21 protein-coding genes and 2 pseudogenes are annotated in these 21,892 nt (G+C 60.4%); 4 read left to right on the top strand and 19 right to left on the bottom strand.

The genetic code is table 11. From position 1 onward, the window contains the following. Nucleotides 1-7 precede the first annotated feature (7 nt). The 8 genes from DUT91_RS22120 to DUT91_RS22085 form a co-directional block, all read right to left on the bottom strand. Entirely contained in the window at nt 8-886 is an 879-nt protein-coding gene (locus DUT91_RS22120; RefSeq protein WP_114442638.1) for a polysaccharide deacetylase family protein, read from the bottom strand. Nucleotides 887-915: 29 nt separating this feature from the next. Next, nucleotides 916-2,034, bottom strand: coding sequence for an ABC transporter ATP-binding protein (locus DUT91_RS22115; RefSeq protein WP_114442637.1), 1,119 nt, complete (start codon nt 2,032-2,034; stop codon nt 916-918). 73 nt (nt 2,035-2,107) lie between these two features. Beyond that, nucleotides 2,108-3,340, bottom strand: a complete 1,233-nt coding sequence (locus DUT91_RS22110) for an ABC transporter substrate-binding protein (RefSeq protein WP_114442636.1) — start codon at nt 3,338-3,340, stop codon at nt 2,108-2,110. A gap of 110 nt (nt 3,341-3,450) precedes the next feature. Then, on the bottom strand, nt 3,451-4,218 hold the full coding sequence (locus DUT91_RS22105; protein WP_114442635.1) for an SDR family NAD(P)-dependent oxidoreductase: 768 nt from the start codon (nt 4,216-4,218) through the stop codon (nt 3,451-3,453). 16 nt (nt 4,219-4,234) lie between these two features. After that, nucleotides 4,235-4,972, bottom strand: coding sequence for an SDR family NAD(P)-dependent oxidoreductase (locus tag DUT91_RS22100; RefSeq protein WP_114442634.1), 738 nt, complete (start codon nt 4,970-4,972; stop codon nt 4,235-4,237). Continuing rightward, entirely contained in the window at nt 4,972-5,817 is an 846-nt protein-coding gene (locus tag DUT91_RS22095) for an ABC transporter permease (protein ID WP_114442633.1), read from the bottom strand. Before DUT91_RS22095 ends, DUT91_RS22100 begins: the two co-directional genes overlap by 1 nt. A gap of 3 nt (nt 5,818-5,820) precedes the next feature. Beyond that, nucleotides 5,821-6,714 (bottom strand): ABC transporter permease, encoded by an 894-nt coding sequence (locus DUT91_RS22090; RefSeq protein WP_425373835.1) that lies wholly within the window; start codon nt 6,712-6,714, stop codon nt 5,821-5,823. A gap of 75 nt (nt 6,715-6,789) precedes the next feature. Beyond that, nucleotides 6,790-7,863: an ABC transporter ATP-binding protein gene (locus DUT91_RS22085; RefSeq protein ID WP_114442648.1), complete on the bottom strand. Its 1,074-nt coding sequence runs from the start codon at nt 7,861-7,863 to the stop codon at nt 6,790-6,792. Nucleotides 7,864-8,469: 606 nt separating this feature from the next. On the opposite strand from DUT91_RS22085, the gene DUT91_RS22080 reads away from it, so the two are divergent. Then, nucleotides 8,470-9,480: a GntR family transcriptional regulator gene (locus DUT91_RS22080; protein ID WP_114442632.1), complete on the top strand. Its 1,011-nt coding sequence runs from the start codon at nt 8,470-8,472 to the stop codon at nt 9,478-9,480. A 41-nt stretch (nt 9,481-9,521) separates the two neighbouring features. Here DUT91_RS22080 and DUT91_RS22075 read toward each other — a convergent pair whose 3' ends face one another. From DUT91_RS22075 to DUT91_RS22055, 5 genes and pseudogenes are all read right to left on the bottom strand, one after another. Further along, entirely contained in the window at nt 9,522-10,517 is a 996-nt protein-coding gene (locus DUT91_RS22075; protein ID WP_114442631.1) for a 5-oxoprolinase subunit C family protein, read from the bottom strand. Continuing rightward, nucleotides 10,507-11,382, bottom strand: coding sequence for a 5-oxoprolinase subunit B family protein (locus DUT91_RS22070; RefSeq protein WP_114442630.1), 876 nt, complete (start codon nt 11,380-11,382; stop codon nt 10,507-10,509). Before DUT91_RS22070 ends, DUT91_RS22075 begins: the two co-directional genes overlap by 11 nt. Further along, a pseudogene (locus tag DUT91_RS22065) lies at nt 11,382-12,781 on the bottom strand (acetyl-CoA carboxylase biotin carboxylase subunit). The gene DUT91_RS22070 and the pseudogene DUT91_RS22065 overlap by 1 nt, the downstream one beginning before the upstream one ends. Beyond that, complete coding sequence (locus tag DUT91_RS22060; protein WP_114442629.1) at nt 12,778-13,020, bottom strand: acetyl-CoA carboxylase; 243 nt, start codon at nt 13,018-13,020, stop codon at nt 12,778-12,780. The pseudogene DUT91_RS22065 and the gene DUT91_RS22060 overlap by 4 nt, the downstream one beginning before the upstream one ends. 34 nt (nt 13,021-13,054) lie before the next feature. Further along, on the bottom strand, nt 13,055-13,831 hold the full coding sequence (locus tag DUT91_RS22055) for a 5-oxoprolinase subunit PxpA (RefSeq protein ID WP_114442628.1): 777 nt from the start codon (nt 13,829-13,831) through the stop codon (nt 13,055-13,057). 275 nt (nt 13,832-14,106) lie between these two features. On the opposite strand from DUT91_RS22055, the gene DUT91_RS22050 reads away from it, so the two are divergent. Next, nucleotides 14,107-15,015, top strand: coding sequence for a LysR family transcriptional regulator (locus DUT91_RS22050; protein WP_114442627.1), 909 nt, complete (start codon nt 14,107-14,109; stop codon nt 15,013-15,015). A gap of 91 nt (nt 15,016-15,106) precedes the next feature. Here DUT91_RS22050 and DUT91_RS22045 read toward each other — a convergent pair whose 3' ends face one another. Then, the gene (locus DUT91_RS22045; RefSeq protein WP_114442647.1) at nt 15,107-16,078 is read right to left on the bottom strand and encodes a LysR family transcriptional regulator; all 972 of its coding nucleotides are present in this window, start codon (nt 16,076-16,078) and stop codon (nt 15,107-15,109) included. 89 nt (nt 16,079-16,167) lie between these two features. Between DUT91_RS22045 and DUT91_RS22040 the strand changes: the two genes are divergently transcribed. Further along, nucleotides 16,168-17,139 (top strand): MBL fold metallo-hydrolase, encoded by a 972-nt coding sequence (locus tag DUT91_RS22040; protein ID WP_114442626.1) that lies wholly within the window; start codon nt 16,168-16,170, stop codon nt 17,137-17,139. Nucleotides 17,140-17,346: 207 nt separating this feature from the next. On the opposite strand, the pseudogene DUT91_RS22035 reads toward DUT91_RS22040, so the two are convergent. The 5 genes and pseudogenes from DUT91_RS22035 to DUT91_RS22015 all read right to left on the bottom strand — a co-directional run. Beyond that, nucleotides 17,347-17,897, bottom strand: a pseudogene (locus DUT91_RS22035) (aldehyde dehydrogenase family protein); the annotation flags it as partial. A gap of 70 nt (nt 17,898-17,967) precedes the next feature. After that, nucleotides 17,968-18,411 carry an SRPBCC family protein gene (locus tag DUT91_RS22030; RefSeq protein WP_114442646.1) on the bottom strand — a complete coding sequence of 148 codons (444 nt, stop codon included), beginning with the start codon at nt 18,409-18,411 and terminating at the stop codon, nt 17,968-17,970. Nucleotides 18,412-18,454: 43 nt separating this feature from the next. Further along, nucleotides 18,455-18,934: a VOC family protein gene (locus DUT91_RS22025; protein WP_114442625.1), complete on the bottom strand. Its 480-nt coding sequence runs from the start codon at nt 18,932-18,934 to the stop codon at nt 18,455-18,457. 337 nt (nt 18,935-19,271) lie between these two features. Further along, nucleotides 19,272-19,883 (bottom strand): dihydrofolate reductase family protein, encoded by a 612-nt coding sequence (locus DUT91_RS22020; RefSeq protein WP_114442624.1) that lies wholly within the window; start codon nt 19,881-19,883, stop codon nt 19,272-19,274. 262 nt (nt 19,884-20,145) lie between these two features. Beyond that, nucleotides 20,146-21,126 (bottom strand): nucleoside recognition protein, encoded by a 981-nt coding sequence (locus DUT91_RS22015; protein ID WP_114442623.1) that lies wholly within the window; start codon nt 21,124-21,126, stop codon nt 20,146-20,148. Nucleotides 21,127-21,245: 119 nt separating this feature from the next. Here DUT91_RS22015 and DUT91_RS22010 point away from each other — a divergent pair, with 119 nt between their 5' ends. Then, nucleotides 21,246-21,698 carry an Lrp/AsnC family transcriptional regulator gene (locus tag DUT91_RS22010; RefSeq protein WP_114442622.1) on the top strand — a complete coding sequence of 151 codons (453 nt, stop codon included), beginning with the start codon at nt 21,246-21,248 and terminating at the stop codon, nt 21,696-21,698. Nucleotides 21,699-21,892: the final 194 nt, after the last annotated feature.

The following is a 21,892-nucleotide window of genomic DNA, read 5'->3' as shown; positions in this document are numbered from 1 at the left end:
GGGAGTGTCACTTGCGTGGGAGGCGCGCATTGAAGTCGTCGGCGATCTCGTTCATCGTCGCGAACTTCACGCCGGGATGTTTGATCATATAGCCGTAGAGTCGTTCGAGCATCATCAAAACCTGCGGACGACCGGCGACATCAGGGTGGATGGTGATTGGAAACACCGCATAGTCCATTTCACGATAGACCCAATCGAACTGGTCTCGCCACATTTGTTCTATGTCATGCGGGTTCACGAAGCCGTGGCTGTTCGGCGCCTTCTTGATGAACATCATCGGCGGCAGATCGTCGAGATACCAGGAGGCGGGGATTTCGATGAGATCGGTTTCCCGTCCCCGCTTCAATGGCACCATCCATTCCGAGGGCTTCCTAGAATAGTCGATCTTGGTCCAGCGGTCGCCGACCCGCACGCGATAGGGCGTGAAGTCATTGTGCATCAGCGAGTGGTCGTATTTGATGCCGCGTTCGAGCAGCAGCTCGTTGGTGACATTCGAGAATTCCCACCACGGCGCCACGTAGCCGGTCGGGCGCTTGCCGGAGAGCTTGGTGACGAGATCGATGCATTTGTCGAGAACTTCGGTTTCCTGTTCGCGAGTCATCGCGATCGGATTTTCATGAGTATAGCCATGAATGCCGATTTCGTGACCGGCATCGGCGACAGCCTGCATCTGCTCGGGGAAGGTCTCGATCGAGTGGCCGGGAATGAACCAGGTCGTCTTGATGCCGAAGCGTTGGAACAGCTTCAACAGGCGCGGGCTGCCGACTTCACCGGCAAACAGGCCGCGCGAGATATCGTCCGGCGAATCCTCGCCGCCATAGGAGCCGAGCCAGCCGGCGACGGCATCGACGTCGATGCCGAAACTGCAGAAGATTTCCTTTGCCATGGTGCAATGTCTCCGTTTGTGAATGAGGATCAGGGGGCCGGGATAACCGTGGCTTCGGTCGGGTTCCACGACAGGACGATGCGGGACCCGACAGCGAAGCGTCCGGGCTGGTATTTGTCGATATGCGCCTCGAGCGACACCTGCCGACCGTCGTCGAGCGTGGCGGTGAGATGCGAGACATGGCCGACGACGGCGAAGCCGGTGAGCTTCGCATCGATGAGGTTGCCGTCATATCTGAGGGCGATCTCCTCACGGGCGGTACCCTCGCCAGCATGCACTTCGATTGCTTCCGCCGGGACGACGAGATTGACCCTGCCGCCCCGGATGCAACCGCCGCCCTGGCCATTCCAGCGACCGCAGAGCGTGCCGGCCAGGGTCGAGATCCGCGCCACATCGCCCTGACGGTCATCGATGGCGCCTGAGAAGATCGTGTTGCGGCCAATGAACTGGGCAACGAAGGGCGTGTCCGGCCGTGTATAGAGCTGGTGCGGCGGGCTGATCTGCTCGACGCGGCCCTGGTTCATCACCACCACACGATCGGAAAGCGCTAGCGCTTCCGATTGGGCATGGGTGACGAAGATAAAGGTAACGTTGAGCGTCTTTTGCAGGAGCTTGAGTTCGCTCTGGATCGCCTTGCGCAAATTGGCGTCGAGCGCGCCGAGCGGCTCGTCGAGGAGCAGGATATCCGGCTCCACCACGAGGCCGCGGGCGAGCGCGATGCGCTGGCGCTGTCCACCGGAGAGCTTTTCCGGCTTGCGTTCGGCAATGTCCTCGAGCCCGAGGGTGGCGATGATGCGGTCCACCTTGGCGTCGCGCTCGGCTTTGGACATGCCCTTCACCTCCAGCCCGTAGCCGATATTGCGGCGTACGCTCATATGCGGGAACAGGGCGTAGTTCTGGAAAATCGTCGAAGTCGGGCGATGCTGGGGAGGAATGTCGTTCATCCGCACGCCCTTGATCATCATGTCGCCGGAGGTGATGCTCTCGAAACCGGCGATCATGCGCAGCGTCGTCGTCTTCCCGCAGCCGGAAGGTCCAAGGAAGGCGATGAACTCGCCCCTGGTGATGGCGAGGCTGAATTCGCTGACGGCAGTGGTGCCATTGTCATAGACCTTGCCGACATCGATCAGTTCGAGGTCGTAGCTCATGGATTCTTGTCTCCGGTCGGGCGGTCGTAAGGCATCCGGGTCGCCCGAAGACAGCCCGGATGAAGGCTTTCGATCAGGCGTTCAGGAATTCGTCCCACTTCTGGATGAGGTGGTCGTATTCAACCGGCCACTGATGCCAGTAGGCGACGTTCTTGGCGCGGTCTTCCAGCGAGCCGCCATCGCGCAGATCGCCTTCCTTGATGCCGCGCTCCTCCGCGCCGACCCATGGCTTGCCTTCGTACCAGAAGGCGTATTTTTCCGGGGCCATGACATTCTGGATGTTGGTCGACGGCGAGTAGTAGCCCTGCTCCGACACCGTGATGCCCGGCTCGCCCGAAAGCCAGTAGTCGGCATAGGCGATAACGGCATCCTTGTTGGTGGTGCCCGCGATCATCGACGGACCGATGGCCCAGCCGCGATAGCCTTCTTTCGGTACGGCATATTTGCAGGGCTTGCCCTGCGCCTTGACGGCCATGACGGCCGGTTGCCAGGCGTCGCAGACCACCATTTCGCCCGAGGCCATCAGATTGACGAGTTCACCGAAATCGCCCCAGAGTGCACGGAACTGGCCTTCCTTCTTCTTTGAAACGAGGAAGGCTGCGGCTTCGTCGATTTCGGCTATGGTCGGGTTACCCGGATTGGCGACGTTGGAGAGGCCGAGGGAGTTCATCGCCATGATGGCCTGGCCAAAGGCGATGAGGGGATCGGTGTTGAGACCCGACTTGCCCTTCCATTTGGGATCGAAGATCGATGCCCAGGTGTTTGCTTCCTCGGCCGAAACCACATCCGGGTTGTAGCCGATGGAGTCGTAGTTATAGACGGCCGGAACCATGTTCAGCGTGGTCTGGCCTTCGTCGACCCAGATCTGGCCGACGATCTGCGACTTGCGATCCCATTTGTCGGATGGGGTGGTAAAGGTATCGCGGATATTGGCCCAGTTCTTCAACGAGGCGGCTGGAAGCGGCTCGACATTGTTGGTCATTACGATGGCCGGCAAACGCTCGGCGATGATTTCCCAGCAGTCATAATCCTTGGAGCCCGACAGGATCTTGGTCTGGGCATCCGGGAAAGTCGCGGCGGTGCCGGACGTCATGCCGACGCCGGAGGCTGCCTTGAACTGCTCGAGGATACGTTCCTGCACCGTCACCGAAAGGCCGATGGTGCGCAACTGCTGGTGGGCGAGATCGGCAGCCTGGGCATAGGCATTGCGCGAGGATAAGAAGGGGGTGCCGCCGCCGATGGCCAGTGCCATCATGCCGGCGGACCGCTTCAGAAGCGAGCGGCGATTGAGTTCCATGTTCGACATTTTCTTCTCTCCAGTTTTTTGGTTCCCCATAGCTCCGGCGGTGCCGAAGCTTCCTGTCGTCAACGCGCGTCGCCGTCGCAGGCCCCATTCGCCGCGGCGGAAATCAAGCGTCAGTAGCGCCCCACGAGGAGGCCTCCGTCCACGACCAGTACCTGGCCGGTCATGTATCTCGCGCCGTTCGACGCCAGAAATGCGATGACATCCGCGATGTCCGAGGGAGTGCCTAGACGGCCCATCGGGATGAAGGCCGCGGCCTTTTCCGCGCCTTCCGGGCCCAGTGAGTTTTCCCTGGACAGGAGCTGCGCCGTGCGGATGTAACCCGGCGCCACGCCGTTGACCCGGATGCCGTCGGCTGCAAGCTCCACCGCGAGACCTCGCACGAGGCCGACCACGCCGGACTTGGCGGCGGAATAATGCACATGCTCGTCCCAGCCATAGGCGACGCCCATGATCGAGGAGAGCGCGATGATCGCGCCACGCTTGCGCACCCGCATTGACGGGGCGGCTGCACGGGCGAGCCGGAAGATGCCCTTGAGATCGATATCGAAGGTCATGTCCCACTTGTCGTCGCTCAGTTCGTCAAGCCGAGCGCGATGGGCAATGCCGGCATTGGCGACGATGACGTCGATCTGGCCGTGGCGGGCAAGGATGTCGGAGACGAGCCTCTCGGTCGCTTCCGTCGAGCGCACGTCATAGGCGTGGAATTCGGCCGAACCGCCGCAGGCGCGGATCGCTTCGGCAACGGCCGCGCCCTCATCCTTCAGCACGTCGGTGACGACGACATGATCGCCCGAAGCGCCGAAGGCGCTCGCCGTCGCTTCGCCGATGCCGATGCCCGCTCCGGTGACAATGACGATGCGCTTGCTGGCTTCACTCATGGCATCCTGATCCTTCTCACAGCATGACGTCGCCGGAATTTGGTCCGAGGGTCTGTCCGACAAAAAGGGAGGCCTCCTCTGAGGCAAGGAAGGCGACTGTGGCAGCCACTTCGCACGGTTCGCCGAAGCGTCCGAGCGGCAGCTCGGCCTTCTTGGCGGCGCGCCATTCCTCGGAGAGTTCCATCACCAGCGGCGTGTTGATCGGCCCCGGCGCCACTGCATTGACCCGCACGCCGCGTGACGAGACCTCGCGGGCCAGCGCCTTGGTCATGCCGATGATGGCGGCCTTGGCACTGGAATAATGGACAAGCTCGATGCCGCCGATCTGGCCGAGTTGCGACGCGACATTGACGACGACGCCCCTGCCTGCCGAAAGCATTGCCGGCAGCACGGCCTTGGTCATCAGGAACGTGCCGCGGACGTGCACGTTGAACATGCGATCGAAATCGGCGACGCTCAGGTTTTCAAAGAGCGCCTGGTGGGCGATCCCGGCATTGTTGACCAGCAGCGCGACCGGGCCATGGGCGGCAATGGCTGCGGCATGGACACGCGCCACATCCGCCTCGGATCCCACATCGCCGGCACCGAAGGCGGCCGTGCCGCCGGCAGCGCGAATTTCAGCCGCCACAGCTTCGGCGCGCGCCGCCGAGAGATCGTTGACGAATACGGCATACCCATCCGCAGCGAGCCGGAACCCGATGGCGCGGCCGATGCCGGAGCCGGCGCCGGTGACGAGAGCGGAAACCGCAGCCACTACGCTTCCTCCTGCACAGCGACGCGACGGGCGCGGCGCACCGTCAGCGACATCAGCACGGCATAGGTGCCGAGCAGCGCGAAGGAGAACAGTGTCGTCAGTACTCCGAAGGCAAAGACATTCGGATGCACTTCGACCGAGAAGGTGCCGTAGATTGCCAGCGGCAGGGTGAGATCACGGCCGGAGGCGAAGAGCGTGCGCGAGAACTCGTCATAAGAGAGGGTGAAGGCGAAGAGCATAGCCGAAAGCACGCCTGGAAAGATCAACGGGAAGGTGATCTTGCGGAAGGTGCGCGCCGGTGTGACGCCCAGCGACCAGGCAGCTTCTTCCACCGACGGGTCGAAGCGGTTGAAGATCGCCAGCATGACCAGGAAGGCGAAGGGATAGGTGTAGACGACGTGCAGCACGAAGGCGGTACCCCACCAATGGCGATCGATGCCGAACGCGTTGGCGACCAGCGCCATGCCAAGACCGACGAGCACGCCGGGAACCATCATGCCGAGCACGATGAGATAGAAGACGATGCCGGACCCCTTGAAGCGTGAACGAAAAGCCTGCGCGGAGGCAACGCCGAGCACGGTTGACACGACCATGGTCATCACCGCCAGCACCAGCGAGCGGACGAGCCCGTCCTCGATGGGCAGCGGTGCGATGCGCGAGGGCGGCGTCAGGCCGAAGAGATGCTTGTACCAGTAGGTCGACCATTCGATGATCGGGAACTGCGGACCGCCTTCCGGCCCCGTCTGGAATGACAGGATGGCGAGCACGACGAGCGGGCCGTAGAGGAAGACGATGAAAAGGGTCGTGTAGAAGGCGAGGCCGAGTTTGATGCCATTGGCGTTCATGGTTCAAAGCTCCTTGCGAAGGTCGACGACACGCAGCAGCACGGCGACGACGGCACCCATCAAAATGGTCAGGATCACGCCGGCCACCGCCGCGAAAGCCCATTTCAACGACCCGACCTGGGTGACGATGATATTGCCGAGAAGATTGACCTTACGGCCCGACAAAGCGGCCGAGGTGGCGAATTCGCCGAGCACCATCACCGAGACGAAGATGGCGCCGACCACCACGCCGGGCATCGAGAGCGGCAGGATGATGGTGCGGAAGATGCGCCAGAAGCCGGCACCGAGATCCTGCGCAGCCTCGATGATCGACGGATCGATGCGGCCCAGCATGAAGGCGATCGGGCCGACCATGAAGACGCAATAGATCTGCGTCATGCCGATGATGACCGAGAGCTCCGAGAAGAGCAGCACTTCGATCGGCTGGCTGACGATGCCGAGCTTCATCAGGATCAGGTTGATCGCGCCTTCCTTGCCGAGCATCGGGCGCCAGGCGAGAACACGGATGAGAAACGAGGTCCAGAAGGGGATGACACAGAGCACGAGAAGCACGGTCTGCAGCGTCTTGTTCTTGACGAAGAGGCCGACGAAGAGCGCAGCCGGATAACCGACGAGGAGCGTGGTGGCGAGCACGATCAGCCAGATGCGGATCGTCGTCCACAGCGCGCCAAGATAGGTGTCGCTCGAGAAGAAGGTGATCCAGCTCTGCAGCGTCAGCGTCGGCTCGATCTTGAAGGTGGTCTGGGTCCAAAAGGAGACATATACCATCATGGCGATCGGAAGGACGAGGAACAGCACCATCCAGAGAACGCCGGGGGCAACGAGCCACAGATTGCCGGCCCTGGCCCTGGGCAGGGCGACCGCCACGGGCGCGGTGTCTTCAGCGAGATGGGGCATGGTCATGGTGCGGATCTCCGGGCGAGGATCGGCTTTTCGGCGGCAGAACGGCGCGTGTTCAGGGACAAGGGACGATCAGGAATAGACAAGCGCATCCTCCCGGTTCCAAGCGAGACGGTACGCCGTCTGCGGCTCATAGCTGGACGGGGCGGCATGGCTCAGATGCTGCTCCACTTCGAAGACGCTACCGTCGGCAAGCGTGAAGAAGGAATTGATCGCCGCGCCCGTATATTCGCTGGCAATGAAGGTGGCCTCGACGCCGGCCTCATCGACGCCGGGCGCGGCGTCCTGCGGGCGGATCGAGACGCGGTCATAGCGGATCGCATAAACCGGGTTTTCCGAGGACTGACGCAGGCCGCCGAGCGGAAGGCTGCCGGCGGCTGTCTCGAACGCTTCGCCGGAGATGCGGCCGGGCAGCAGATTGTAGCAATTGAGGAAGCGGGCGACGGCCGGCGAGCAGGGCCGGTTGTAGATCGTGTCGGCATCGCCATGCTGGGCGATGCGGTTGCGGTCGAGCACCAGCACGGTATCGCCCATAGCCAGCGCTTCCGTCTCGCTGCCGGTCACATGCAGAAAGGTCACACCACAGCGCTCGCGGATGGAGCGGAGTTCCGAGCGCATGCGCATGCGCAGATTGGCATCGAGCGCGCCGAGCGGCTCATCGAGCAGCACCATTTTCGGCTCGGTAACAAGTGTGCGGGCCAGCGCCACGCGCTGCTTTTGACCGCCGGATATCTGTGAAACGCCACGGTCCTCCAGCCCCGTCAAACCGACGAGCGCGATAATGTCCCGCACCCGACGTTTGACGACACCGGGATCGGTGACGGGGTTGATGGCGGAATTCTTCAGGCCGAAAGCGATATTGTCCTCGACCGACAGATGCGGGAAGAGGGCGAAATTCTGGAAGACAAAGCCTATCCCGCGCGCATGCGGCGGCAAGGTGTCGATGCGGCTGCCCTGGAAGCTGATTTCCCCTGCTTCCAGCCGCTCGAAGCCGGCGATCACCCGCAGAAGGGTCGTCTTGCCGGATCCGCTCGGACCTAGCAGTGAAATATAGGCATCGCTGGGAAGCGACAGGTTGATCCTGTCCAGGGCGCGCGTGTCGCCATAGTGTTTTACAACGTCCCTGAGGTGCAGCACAGCCGTCACTGATATTCCTGCCATCTTCCGGTCGACCCGGCATTTCCTGTGGTTCGACGGCTCCCCCGCAGCAGCAGCGCCACCCGCAGAAGGACAGCCGACGCCGTTCGTGCTGGAGCTTCAGCCCGCCAGAAATGTCGTCCGAAACGTTTTCAATAGAGCTTGTTGTCTGTTCCCGCGCTTCTGTCTGGCGCTATCCCTAAATCATTGCATAAATGATTTTTGCATTCAATAGACTTTTTAGAAAAATGTGCTGTCGACTTTAGCGGCGCAGGAAAGGTCGATCACGGTCACGCCCCTACCCCTGCGGGGTGCCGAAGGAAGAGTTGACTGCGACTCGAGGCCGGCACAATATATACACTGAAAGCGTGCATTTTACCCGTTTCTCCTGGCCTTTGGGTTGCGAGTCGCACGCTCACACGCCTTAACGACCTAGCTGGATCGGCAGCCCCGGCGACAAGCCACCCTAGGAAAGAATGCACCTCATTTCTCGACAAGTTTCAAAATTTATGCGCATGTTGTGTGCAATATGCATTTTGTTTGATCTAGGAGCCGGGCTGCGAATTGACTAAAAGAGAAGCATACGTCACCTCCTTCCCGAGGAAAGATCGCCCCATGACCGAGAGCCTGACTGGACAGAACACGCGACGGCGCTATGAGATCGCCGAGGACGTGCTGCGCCGGAACATTTCCGGCGGCCTCTTGCCGAAGGGGCTGGTTCTGCTCGAAGGGCCTATCGCCGAAATCCTGCAGATTTCGCGCGCGCCGGTGCAGCGCGCCCTGCAGGCGCTCGAGAGCGACGGACTGGTGCATCGCTTCAAAGGACGCGGCTATCTGGTCGGCCCGCCGGGTACCGGCATCGAGCCGGACCGCACGGATATCAAGAGCCTCGGCCTCATCATTCCCGAGCATGCCGACGAGGCCCTGCAGAGCCGGTCTTCCTGGGAGCGAATCTACAATACGGTCGAAAGCGATGTCGCCGGGTGCGTCGTCTTCGGCCAATACCGCATCATCGAAATCGAGCTCGCCAACCATTTCAGGGTCAGCCGCACCATCGTGCGCGACATTCTGACAAGACTGCGTGAGCGGGGGCTCGTGCGCAAGAACCAGAGCTCGCACTGGATCGCCGGCCCGCTGACCGCCCAGACGGTGAAGGACCATTTCGTTCTGCGCCGCATGCTGGAGCCGCAGGCGCTGGTGAGCGGTGCAAACGATATCGACCGCGACGCCCTTTCCGGCCTGTTGGACCGGCTCGTGACTTTGGAGCGCCGCGATGTACGGGACTATCTCGACGATCTCGAGGATATCCAGGCCCGCTTCATCGCAACCTGCATTCTTGCTACCCCGAACGAAAAGCTTCAGGATCTGATCCGCAACAATCTCCTGCCCGTCACCGCCACAGAGCGGCTGCTGCGCCGGCTCGGCCTGCCGGGCGACCCGATGCTGATCACCGAGCTTCGCCTTGTCGTCGAGCTTTTGATGCGCGGCGCGCCGGCGGCGGCGGCCGCCATGCTGGAAAGTCATCTCGATGCCGCCGTGAACCGGACGATCGCCCAGATGAAGATCGTCGCGATCATCCCCGGTCCCGGCGAGACCGCCGCTTATCTGACCCGCGTTCAGGAGTAAGCCGGAACCAGAGGAGGCGAAAGGCACGGTGTTCAGCATCATTACCTCCTGTTGCGTCCCATCCCACTCAGCCCAGAGGCCCGCATCCGCTCGATCAGCGCCCGGCGCTGCGCGCGCGCCGCCAGTGCCTCGTCCATCGTCACCTTGACGAAGCGGGCGGACATGTGCGGCTGCAACTGACCGATCAGGTCCATGTCGGCCGAGATCACCGTACCGACCATGAAATAGCCGCCCCCTGATACCGCATCGCGGTGCAGAATGATCGGCTCCGTGCCGCCGGGAATCTGGATGGACCCGTAGGGATAGCAGCTGTCGACAATATTGGACGGATCGGAGCCGGCGCCGAAGGGTTGCTTTCGATCGACAAAGCTCATCTTGCGTCCGCCGCGGAAGCGATAGCCCATGCGGTCCGCTTCGGGCGCGACCTTCCACTCATCGGCAAAAAAATTGACCTTCGCCTCGTCGGTCAACCGATCCCAATAAAGGCCCGACAGCACCCGAAGTTCGGCCGGACTACCCGGACCGCGGCGGAATTCGGGAGCGATGCTGCGCCCGGGGCGCACCGCGCCGGCGGCACCGACCGGCAATTCGTCACCAGCGGCGAGCGGACGGCCCTTGTGGCCGCCGAGGGCGCCGATTGCATAGGTCGAGCGGCTGCCAAGCGCCAGCGGCACATCGATGCCGCCCGAGACGGCGATATAAAGGCGTGCCCCGGATTTGAGAAAGTCGAATGTCAGTTCCTGCCCCGCCTTCACCGAAAACGAGGTCCAGCCCGGATGAACGACGCCATCGACCTTGGCTGGCATGTCGGCGCCGGTGACGGCGACGATCGCATCCTCGGTGAACAGCAGCTTCGGTCCCATGAATACGGCTTCGAGACCGGCAGCGTTTTCACTGTTGCCGACCAGCAGGTTGGCTGCGCGCATTGCCAGTCGATCCATGGCGCCGCCGAGCGGGATGCCGAGATGGAAATATCCCGGACGGCCGAGATCCTGAACGCTCGTCGCCAGACCGTGATGCAGGACTTTAATGGCCATTGATCATCCCCTCCAGCCTGGCGTTATAGCCGTCGATATCCCTGCGGAACTCACGAAGATCGAAGCTCACCTCGCGGCTCGGCGGGGTAAAGCGGCCCTTGTCGACATCCTCGACCGCCTGATCGTAGGCATCGCGATCGATCGGCTTGAACTTGACGATGTCGCCGGGGCGGAAGAACACCATGAAATCGCGCAGGTAGCTGGTGGTCTGGGTCGGATCGAAGATCGGCATCGGCGTGATGCCGAACATCTGGTAGCCGCCGGCCCCGCGCACCGAATAGATGCATCCGAAGCAGCCGCCGTGGCCGACAGTAAGCTTCGGCGTATCGGTGCGGGGCCGCAGATATTTCGGCACCTCGATCTGCCGCTGACGCTCGACCATCTGGTGCATGAAAGGCAGGCCGGCGACGAAGCCAACCATCGACACGAACCACGGCGAGCCGGAATGGGCGGCGATGAAATCGTCGACCGAGCCGTAATCATTGATCCGCGCAGCATAATCGAGATCCGTGCCGCTCGGGTCCTGATGGCGCTCACGGAAGCGCATCAGCGTCTCGTGCGTCCACGGGTCGTTGTAATAGACGGGGATTTCAACGATGCGGGTCTTGATCACCGGCTCGGCCTTTTCGGCAGCACCCTCGATTGCCCGGACCTCGGCCAGAACATCGTCCGGCTTGATGACATCAGGATCGAACTTGATCTGGAAGGAAGCATTGGCCGGGCAGATTTCGGTCACGCCCCGGATGTTGCTTTCCCCGACACCCTTCGCCATTGACAGGCTCTTGAAGAAGGCTTCGAGCGACATCTCGTCGCTGCATTCCACAAAGAGGTGTTCGTCACCACCAAACGAATACCGGGCACTCATCAGGCTTGTCCCTCCGTTTCGACACCGCCAAGGGCGGCGATCTTGACCTCGCCACCATCCAGGAGCCACGGCTCGAGGAAGCGGGTATGAAAGTCCCCGCGCCGGACGGCCTCGTCTCTGGCAAGCGCGATATGCAAGGGAATGGTCGTGCGGACGCCGCTGATCTCCAACGCCCGAGCGCCTTCGAGAGCAGCGCGATGGCACTGGCGCGGTCCTCGGCATGGACGATCAACTTGCCGAGCAGCGAGTCGTAGAAAGGCGGGATCGTGTAACCCTCGTAGAGCATCGTGTCGAAACGCACGCCTTCAGCCTTGGGAACGAAGAGCGCCGTAACCTTGCCGGGCACGGGGGCAAAGCCGCGGGCCGGATCCTCCGCATTGATGCGGCATTCGACAGCATGGCCGCTGACGTGGATATCCTCCTGCCGAAACGAAAGCTTTTCGCCACCGGCGATCCGGATCATTTCCTGCACCAGATCGATGCCGGTAATCATCTCGGTGACGGGGTGCTCCACCTGGATGCGGGTGTTGACCTCAATGAAATAGAAGGTGCCGGCATCCTCGTCATAGAGATACTCGACCGTCCCGACACCGCGATACTTCACCTCGCGCGCCAGAGCGACAGCGCTTTCGCAAAGACGGGCGCGAATATCGGCCGGGAGGCCGACGGCAGGCGCTTCTTCCCATACCTTCTGGCGGCGGCGCTGCAACGAGCATTCGCGCTCATAGCAATGAACGAAGTTTTCGCCGTCACCGAGGATCTGCACCTCAACATGGCGGGCTCTGGTGATGACCTTTTCCAGATAGAGGCCGCCATCGCCGAAGGCGGCGGCGGCCTCGGCCGAAGCCTGGGGAAACTGCCGCTCGAGTTCCGCCACGGATTGGACAATGCGAATGCCGCGCCCGCCACCGCCGGCAGCGGCCTTGATCATCACCGGAAAGCCGATGCTCTCTGCAATGCGGCAGGCCTGCGCCACATCATCGATGCGGCCGGCGCTGCCGGGCACGATCGGAACGCCGGCTCTTTCCGCGACGGCACGGGCGGCGACCTTGTCGCCCAGAAGTCGGATCGCGTCGCCCGACGGGCCGACGAAGACGAGGCCGGCATGGACCACCTCGTCGGCGAAGTCGCCGTTTTCCGAAAGGAAGCCATAGCCCGGATGAACGGCATCGACGCCGGTTGCCTTGGCGGCGGCGATCATCGCCTCGATGTTCAGATAGCTCTTCTTGGCCGCCGGCGGGCCAATGTTCACGGCTTCATCAGCAAGGTGGACCGCCAGCATGTCGGCATCGGCGGCACTGTGGACCTGCACGGTCCGGATCCCGAGCGCCTTGGCGGCGCGGATGATGCGGACGGCGATCTCGCCCCGGTTCGCGACAAGCAGACTACGAATCGTCATGCCGTGACCTCGGCAATAACCTGGCCGGCCATAACCGGCTCTTCATTGTCGACAAGGAAGCGGATGGCGCCGCCGGAAACGCCGGCCGGGATTTCCTGGAACGTTTTCATCACCTCGATGAGGCCGATAATATTGCCCTCGGCCACGGTATCGCCATCGGCCTTGAAGGGCGGCGTATCGGGAGAAGAGGCCCGGTAGAAGGTGCCTGGCAGGGGCGACTTGATCTCGATCGTACGCATGAATGATCTCCAGAACCTCGGTGTCGTTTACGTGTCAGGACGTCAATATCTTGGAAACCGGGGCAATGCGGATCCCCTCGGCAGTCAGCGCCTCGCGCATGTTGCGGGCGATGTCCAGCGCGCCAAGCGTATCGGAATGGAAGCAGATCGATTCGAATTCGATGTCGATATCGCCGCCCGCCACGGTCTTCACGCGCCCTTCCTTGCAGGCGCGCACGACCTTGCGGGCGATCGCCACCGGATCAAGCCTGCCCGTATCGCGGGTGAAGACGATGGAGCCGGAGTCGTCATAATCCCGGTCGGCATAGAATTCCCGGACCACCGGATGGCCGGCTTCATGCGCGGCAAGGTGGGTCGCCGACTTGCCCATGCAGAAGATGAAGGTATCGGCCGCGACGGTGCGCATATAGGTGACGAAAATCTGCGACAGCTCCGGATTGGCGGCCATCTCCATGTAGAGCGCGCCATGCGGCTTCACATGTTGCAACCGGACGCCGTGGCGGCGGGCGAATTCGCGCAGCGCACCGACCTGGTAGACGACGTCGTTGATCAGTTCCTTGGCCGTGCCGTTGATCTTGCGGCGTCCAAAGCCCTGCAGATCGTTATAGCCCGGATGGGCACCGACCTCGACACCATGTTCGGCGGCCAGCTGGACGGTCTCGTTCATCAGGTTGGGATCGCCCGCATGAAAGCCGGTGGCGACATTGGCGGAACTGATCAGCCCCATCAGCGCCGCATCCTCAGTATCGCCCACGCGCCAGCGGCCGAAAGCCTCGCCCATATCGCAATTAATATCGACTATTTCGAGCAAAGCATGTCCCTCTTCACAATCTTCCCGACGATACCGTCGGCATCCGATTTCTTGCCCCGAAACGCTAGGAGAAAACGTACCCTTTGAGAAATTCTATTTTCTGCTATGCATTATCTGAAAATCAAAAGAGCGAGGGGCAGGCTCACCCTCGTCTTCGGGGTGTGATTTCAAGCTCTTGGCATCATCGCCCGCGATTTACGCAGGACCGCGCCCAGGAATATGGCAGGGCTTCTGAAAATCAGAGGGGAAAGGCTTTGGTTATGGGAAGGGCTCGCATGGCTTTCAGTCTCCGCCAGCTTCGCTATTTTGTCGCCACAGCTGAACTCGGCCAGATCTCGCAAGCGGCCGTCAACTTGTCCATCTCGCAATCAGCCATCACCACTGCGATTAAGGAACTGGAGCAGATACTTGGCGTCGGCCTCTTCCTTCGTACCCCGCACGGCATGGACCTGACCGAAGCCGGCCGGCAGTTTCTCTCGCATGCCTACGACATTCTCAATAAGGTCGACGAGGCCATGCGGCTCGACTTCGTCTCAAGCGAGGTGGAGGGCACGCTGATGGTTGCGGCCACATATACGGTGATCGGCTATTTTCTGCCGGTGCACATTGAAAGGCTGCGCCGGCTCTTCCCCAACCTGGAAATCCTGCTCTTCGAGCAGAACCGCGAGTCGATCGAAGAAGGTCTGTTGGCCAATCGCTATGACATCTCTGTCCTGCTGACGTCGAACATCGTCAACCCGCAGCTGGCGACAGAGACCCTGCTGGGTTCCACCCGTCGCCTCTGGGTGCCGGCGCAGCATCAGCTGTTGCAGCGTGAGGATGTCGGTTTGCGCGAGATCGCCGAGGAGCCCTACATCATGCTGACTGTCGATGAGGCGGCGTATTCCTCCCTGAAATATTGGAGCAATTCGCCATACCAGCCAAGGGTGATTCTGCGCACCTCCTCGATCGAGGCCGTCCGCTCGATGGTGGCCAATGGTCTCGGTGTAGCAATCCTTTCCGATATGGTGCACCGTCCGTGGTCGCTGGAAGGTCGGCGCATCGAGACGATAAACGTCAAGGATACAATTCCGGCCATGAATATCGGACTTGCCTGGCGCAAGGGCGCGGAATTGACCCCTGCGGCCAAAGCTTTCCGCGTTTACTACCGAAACCTCAACCACTTCACCGCGATGAACGTCTGATGGAATTCGGACGGACGTCCGTTTGAATGGGCTAACGCGTCGGCGACCTTGGCTGCATCGGCAAATTCTTCTTTTCCGCATCCCCGCCCATTCAACCGGATCGGGCGTCGACTTGCTCCAGTTTGAGCAGCGGCGTTGGTTCTTGACGTTCTATGATCCGCTCGATCCATTCACGCAGCCATGTGACGGCGGGGTCGCGATCGCTCTGCGCCGACCAGATCATCGACACCGGCGGAATATCGAGGTCGAGCGGTACGGGGCTCGTCGTAAGCCCGAACATCGGCCCGTAGCGCGACGCAAGACGGTTCGGCACCGTCGTGATCAACGGCGCCGCCGAGGCGGCGGCAAACAGGGTGAGAAACTCCGAACCGGCCAAGACCACATTCAGCTGCGCTTGCGCCCTGCCAAGCGCATTATCGAGACAGCCCTGCAAGGTGTTGTTCAGGCTGATAAGGGCATGTTCGGTCAGAAGATATGCATCGGTGCCGATCGGTACCTCGAGATCCAGAAGGTCGCGATTGAAGCAGCATGCAAGCGATTGATCGAACAGCTTTCGTCCGCGATGCCGGGACGCCGAATAGTCGAAGCACCCCACGGCAACATCTATGGCGCCGTTGTCGAGTAGATCATGCACTTCGCCGTCAGCGATCGGCCGGCCCAGCAACTTGAGACCCGGCGCAACCCGGCGGAGCACGACCGCAAGTTCTGGCATCACCAACAGCTCGAGCTCGCTGGAGAAGCCTAGCCGGAAGGTGCGCTGCTGAACAGCCGGATCAAAGCTCTCCTCCCAGTGCAGCACGTCCTGCATGTGCTGCAGCGCCAGGCGCACTCTCGGCGCAAGCAGGTGCGCGCGTGCCGTCGGTTGCATGGTTTGCCCAACGCGTACGAACAATTCGTCCTGCAGGAGCACACGCAAGGTGGCGAGGCTATGGCTCATCGCCGGCTGGCGAATCTTGAGGCGGGTCGCGGCCCGCGTGACGTTCCGCTCCTGTATGAGCGCGTCGAACGCAACGAGCAGATTGAGATCGAAGGATCTTAAATCGAAATGATCGATGGAGCTCATGATTGATATCGATTTGAACATTGACTGACAGATACGTAGCTGAGGCGGGCAGCGCAAGCCGCGCCCAATCCAACAGTAGAGATAAACCAATGGACCGACGCAATTTCCTAAAAACGATTCCGGCCGCAGCCCTTGCACTGAGTGGACCGGCCCTGCTGAACAATAGCGCCGCAGAGGCGGCCGCCCCCTTCGCCAAGAACCGGGCGCCAGGCTTCTACCGCATGCCTCTCGGCGATTATGAGATCACCGCCCTGTCGGACGGCACCATCCCCCTTCCGCTCGATAAACTCTATCGTGGAACCACGCCCGAGCATGTGGAAGAGGCGTTGGGAGAGGTATTTCTGAAGTTGCCGGCCCAGGTTTCAGTGAACGCCTATCTCGTGAATACCGGCGACAGGCTCGTGCTGATCGACGCGGGGACGGGGTCTTTGCTCGGCCCTTCCCTTGGAAAGGTGCCGCAGGCATTGGCCGCAGCCGGCTATAGACCGGAACAGGTCGATGCTGTCATCCTGACGCATATCCACACAGATCATTCGGGCGGCCTGATGCTCGATGGAGCGCGCGTTTTCCCCAACGCGACCGTGCACGTCAACAGGCGTGAAGTGGATTATTGGCTGGATGCGGCCCGACGCGCCGCCGCGCCGGAAGCCAAAAGAAGCATGTTCGACGAAGCCGCCGCATCCGTAAAATCCTACGAGAAAGCCGGCCGCCTCAAGACATTTGGCGATAATGAAGACCCGATCCCCGGTTTCCGCAGCATCTGGCGCCCCGGACACACGCCCGGCCACAGCTCGATCGTCGTGGAAAGCGGCGGCGAGACATTCGTTGCCTGGGGCGACATCACGCATGGCGACGTGCTCCAGTTCGACGAGCCGAAAGTCACCATCGATTTCGACGAGGATCCGGTCCAGGCGGCAAACAACCGGAAAGCCGCATTCGCAGAGGCGGTTGAACAGCGCTATTGGGTAGCTGGAGCTCACATTGCTTTTCCTGGAATCGGGCACGTGCGGACGGACAGCACCGAGTATGACTGGGTGCCCGCAAACTACAGGGCGGGCTGATGCCTACGCTGTCGTACCGGATCGAGCGGTGTTCCCGAAGGATTGCAGAATCGCCCGCGCCGATGCCGGTGAGAAACGATCAATGCCTTCGCATAGTTTTTTGCCGCCTTTCGGCTGGGTCGGCCACTCATCTCGCGCCTTGAGGGGCCGGAGCCATCGGCCACGCTCATCCGGTCGTGTGGGATAGGAAGGGTTTCTTCGCGCTGGCTAGACGCCGGTCCCAATATCGAGACAGAGGTATTTTACCTCAACATAGTCCTCGATTCCGTATTTCGAGCCCTCGCGGCCCTGACCGGATTGCTTGATGCCGCCGAACGGCACTACCTCAGTGGAGATCATTCCCGTATTGATGCCGACCATGCCATATTCCAGCGCCTCGGCCAATTGTCGGCTGAAAAAACAGCCCGCCTCTGTCAGCCCTCTTTCCGCCAACAATGATCGCGCCGCCCTTATCAAGGGCCTCCGGCAATGTGCTCTTCCACCTTTTCAACCGCTTTTTCGGTGATCAGCGGTCCCCGCAACGACGTCCGGCTCAAAACCGTCGCCAACCTTCATCGCGGAAACTTTGACGGCCAGCTTTTCCGCAAAAGCATCATAGACGTCAGCTGCACATAGAGCCGGTTGGCACAGACGAAGGTCTGACCATTGTTGCGATATTTTGAGATCATCGCGACTTCGACGGCAGCACTGAGATCGGCATCGTCAAAGACAATGAATGGCGCATTGCCGCCGAGTTCCAGGCCGAGCTTCATGATCTGCTTGGTGAATCTGCTGGTAAGTCACATTTAGTTTTCTTGGTGTCGCAGTTCGATGAGTTGCACCCACGGCTCATTGCGTGATTTCTGGCTCAACCAGCTTGGCAAGCTTGCGCAGCGACTCCTGCCAACCGAGATAACATGCCTCGACCGGAATCAGATCGGGTATGTTCTCCTGAACCACAATCATCTCCGTTCCAACGGAAACGGTCCTTAGCGTGACGGTTACCTTCATTTCGCCGGGAAGGTTCGGATCATCGAATATATCGCTGTAGACAAGCGTCTCACCGGGCACGAGTTTCAGATAGGTGCCGCCAAAGGAATGGCTTTGCCCGGTCGTGAAGTTTCGGAAGGACATTTTGTGCTTGCCACCTTCCTTCGCCTCAAGCTCATGCACCGTGCAGGTAAAACCGAAGGGCGGGAGCCAACTCGCGACCGCGTCAGGTTCAAGAAATGCCCGGTAGACCTTTTCGGGTTTCGTGGCGAAGACTCGGTGAAGTTTTACAGTATTTGGCATGATCATTCCTTTCATTGATCTCATAAAGGCGCTGTTGATCGGGCTAGCTTGCTACCGCGGCTTCAAGCGCCGCAATATCGATCTTCCTCATCGTCATCATCGCCTCCATGGCACGCTTCGCCTTAACGCGGTCGGGGCTAGTCGTCAGCTCCATCAGCAACCTCGGCGTGATCTGCCAGGAGAAGCCCCACCGGTCCTTGCACCAGCCGCAGGCGTTTTCGCGGCCGCCGTTGCCGACAATGGCGTTCCAATAGCGGTCCGTCTCTTCCTGATCTTCGGTCAGCACCATGAAGCTGACCGTTTCGTTCGCCTGGAAATTGGGGCCGCCGTTCAGACCCAGGAAAGCCTGACCGAGCACGGTGAACTCGACGGTCAGTTCATTACCTTCCTTGCCGCCGGGATAGTCGGATGCGGCGGCATTCACCCGGTCCACATGGCTGTCCGGAAAGGTGGCGGCATAGAACGCCGCCGCCTTGCTTGCTTCGCCGTGGTCGAACCACAGGCAGGTCACGAGTCTGGTCATATCTAATCTCCTGTTCTTGGGGGTCCTGGGCTGGCGCTCTTGCAAAGGAGCTTCGGGGCAATTGGCTGCATCCCAGTTTCCGTTTTTCATTACGTTGGCCGGGCGACTTCCCTTAGGACGAACGACTGACACACCTCCCGACACGCGCGACAAAAAAATTCAACCGGCCATTCGAGTACACGTTGCCCATCCACAGAACGGCGGGGGCACGCGCCGTGATTGGCGCAACCTTGAGAAATCTGCGAGACATTCCGCTCCCTGGTTGAATTGGTATCGCCGCCTCAACTTGACGTGCAATCCGGTTTCCCATGATGCCTTCGGAGACTCAGGCGGCCGTTCAGGCAGGCGGCTTTGCAAAGGATCCGGTCCTCAGCGATCCAGCGGGTCTATACAGGTTCATGAGCACGCCCGACGACGCGGCCTTCGTGCTGACAAGGGCGAGTTCGCGCGGGTCGATATTGTCCGAAAAGAAGCGTTTGCCCCGGCCCAGCAAGACCGGATAGACGAGGAGCAGGACCTCGTCGGCCAGTCCCTGTTCGAGCAGAACGGACGTCAGCGTTGAGCTTCCCCAGACGATCAGGTCAGGGCCGTCCTTGGACTTGACGCCGCGAATGCCCTCCACAATGTCCGCGCCAAGATCTTCGACCGGACCCCATCCGAGGCTGTCCGGCCTGTGGGTCGCGACATATTTCGTCGCGGCGTTTAAACTGTCCGCCAACGGATTGTTCTTGATCTTCGGCCAATAGCCGCTCCAGATATCATAGGTGCGGCGACCAAGCAGCAGATCGAAGATCTTGCCGTGAGCTGCATCAATTGCTTCTCTCACAGCCAGATCGGAATGGGGCACAATCCAACCACCATATTCGTAATCGCCATCTTCGTCCCGTCCACCGGGCGCCTGGATCACGCCGTCCAGAGAGATATGTTCAATGATCCTGATCCTTCTCATAGATATTTGTCCTGGAATTGTTGCTCGTTTCCCCAGGACGAACAAGTCGCCCGTCTCCCGACAACCGATATCTTCCTTTCGCGTCTTTCGGATCCGGCCCCTTATCGGACCCCGCGGGATCGCTAATGTTTGAGCTGTATCGCGACGACACTGGGTCATGCCTTCCGCCGCAGCTCCCACTGAACGAAAGCCGCCATTCGTTAAGGCGGCGCCAATTTCAGCGGCACAGCGGGCCAAAAGCGCAACAACACCTCATTCGCATCTACCCGCCGGCCGCCGCCGGGCAGTTCGCTCGCCGAAACACCCATCCAAAAAATTGCTCATCCGGAATGGAGCGAATGAGACACGCAATCAGAGCGGTCGCGGCGACCGCGAAAATGAGCCGTCCAACAAGCACACTGATAAGATCAGCGCCCAACGCCAATACAATCAAGGTGTCCTCGATAATGCTATGTGCAAATCCCATAAAGATGCATGAAACAAATATCTGGCGGGGTGGTATGTCGCCTGATCGCGCTTCGCGGATCAGCAATCCGCCTCCATAGGAAATGCCCAAAAACAACCCGACGGCGCTGAATTGTCCTGCCTCGCCCTTTATTCCTGCGAGACGCAGCAAAGGCGTGAGAATCTTCATCAACAAAGCCATGAGACCGGACACTTTCAGAATTGCCAGCCCCAGGACGAGGGCCATGAGAATGACGAGCATGAAGACAAGAGCTTCAATCAGCCCGCCGAGGAAACCCACCCAATCAGCGGAGGCGGCCACCGGTATCCAGGCCGGATCCAGCGTCTCCGATAGCCATCCGGTGGCTGTAAACAGGTGATGGAGCATCATGGCATAGAGTACGCCGCCAGCAATGCGGATCAGCGTTGTGACGGTAAATCCCGGACCGGCCCTTTCAATAATCTTCTGCTCGATCGGCAGACCATGCGCGAAAAGCAGAAGTGCTGAGAAAACGGTTATATCGGCGACGCTCATCGATGCCACTGGCACAAGCGTGAATATCATGGGGATCGCCCCCCATATGCCCAAAAGCATTCCTGTGAGCCAGGCCAAGCCCAGTTCCGGCGGTAAACCGAAAATCCCCATGACTGGCGTCAGGGCCGGAGAGACGGCTTCGATCAATCCGGTCCGAAACGCCAACTCGGTCATGACCGTGACCGGAACGATGATGCGAACAAGTTCCCAATAGATTTGCAATGTTTCCCGAACCGTTTGGACGAGGAATCTGACTGCGGACATCGTGAGGTTCTCCTGAGTTTGCCGTCATTCTCTAGCGCGACACGATTTGCATTTTCGGTCAAACATTGCACTTTCATGCAATTTTGTTGCACATTCATCTCGCAAATTGGGAGAGGCATATGGACCGCATCGACAGGAAACTGCTGAACCTTCTGCAACACGACGCGTCGCGAACGAATGTTGCGATGGCCGACGAAGTCGGACTGTCCCCTTCGAGTTGTCTGCGTCGCATCCGGCGATTGCGACGCAACGGTGTCATCCAGCGGATTGTCGCGATTCTGAATCCCGCCAAGACCGGGCGCGTGTTGAAAGCCCTGGTAACAGTCGAGCTGAAACTTCACGGCGAGCAGCATATGCGCCAGTTTCTCAATCTTGCTATTGGAGAAGACGCGGTGGCACAGGCTTATGCCGTTACAGGGGGAGTCGATGTCGTCTTGATGCTACAGCTCCGCGATATGGAGGAATTCGATGCACTTTGTGACAGGTTGTTCCGTGATCAGACGAATGTAGCGCGGTTCTTCACCATGATGGTGATTCGTACTGCAAAGAACGAAACAGCTGTCCCGCTATGATCGAAGTGCCCGGTTGGCGCTTTGCTGAACGACCGCCTCTCTGGCACATCCAGCTAAGTGATAGGCGGCGCGGCCATCGCTCCGAATTCTCATTGATTCAGGCCCCCTGCCAGGCTGACCACGCGGGCAGCTTCTGATAGCTCAGCCTATTTTGATATCGCACCGCCTCTCAGAAGCTGATATTGGTGGAATGC

It is taken from the genome of Paramesorhizobium salinisoli (genome assembly GCF_003335045.1).
Lineage (GTDB): Bacteria > Pseudomonadota > Alphaproteobacteria > Rhizobiales > Rhizobiaceae > Paramesorhizobium > Paramesorhizobium salinisoli.
The sequence above is the reverse complement of the archived record's forward strand: the minus strand, read 5'-3'. Positions and strand labels throughout refer to the sequence as shown.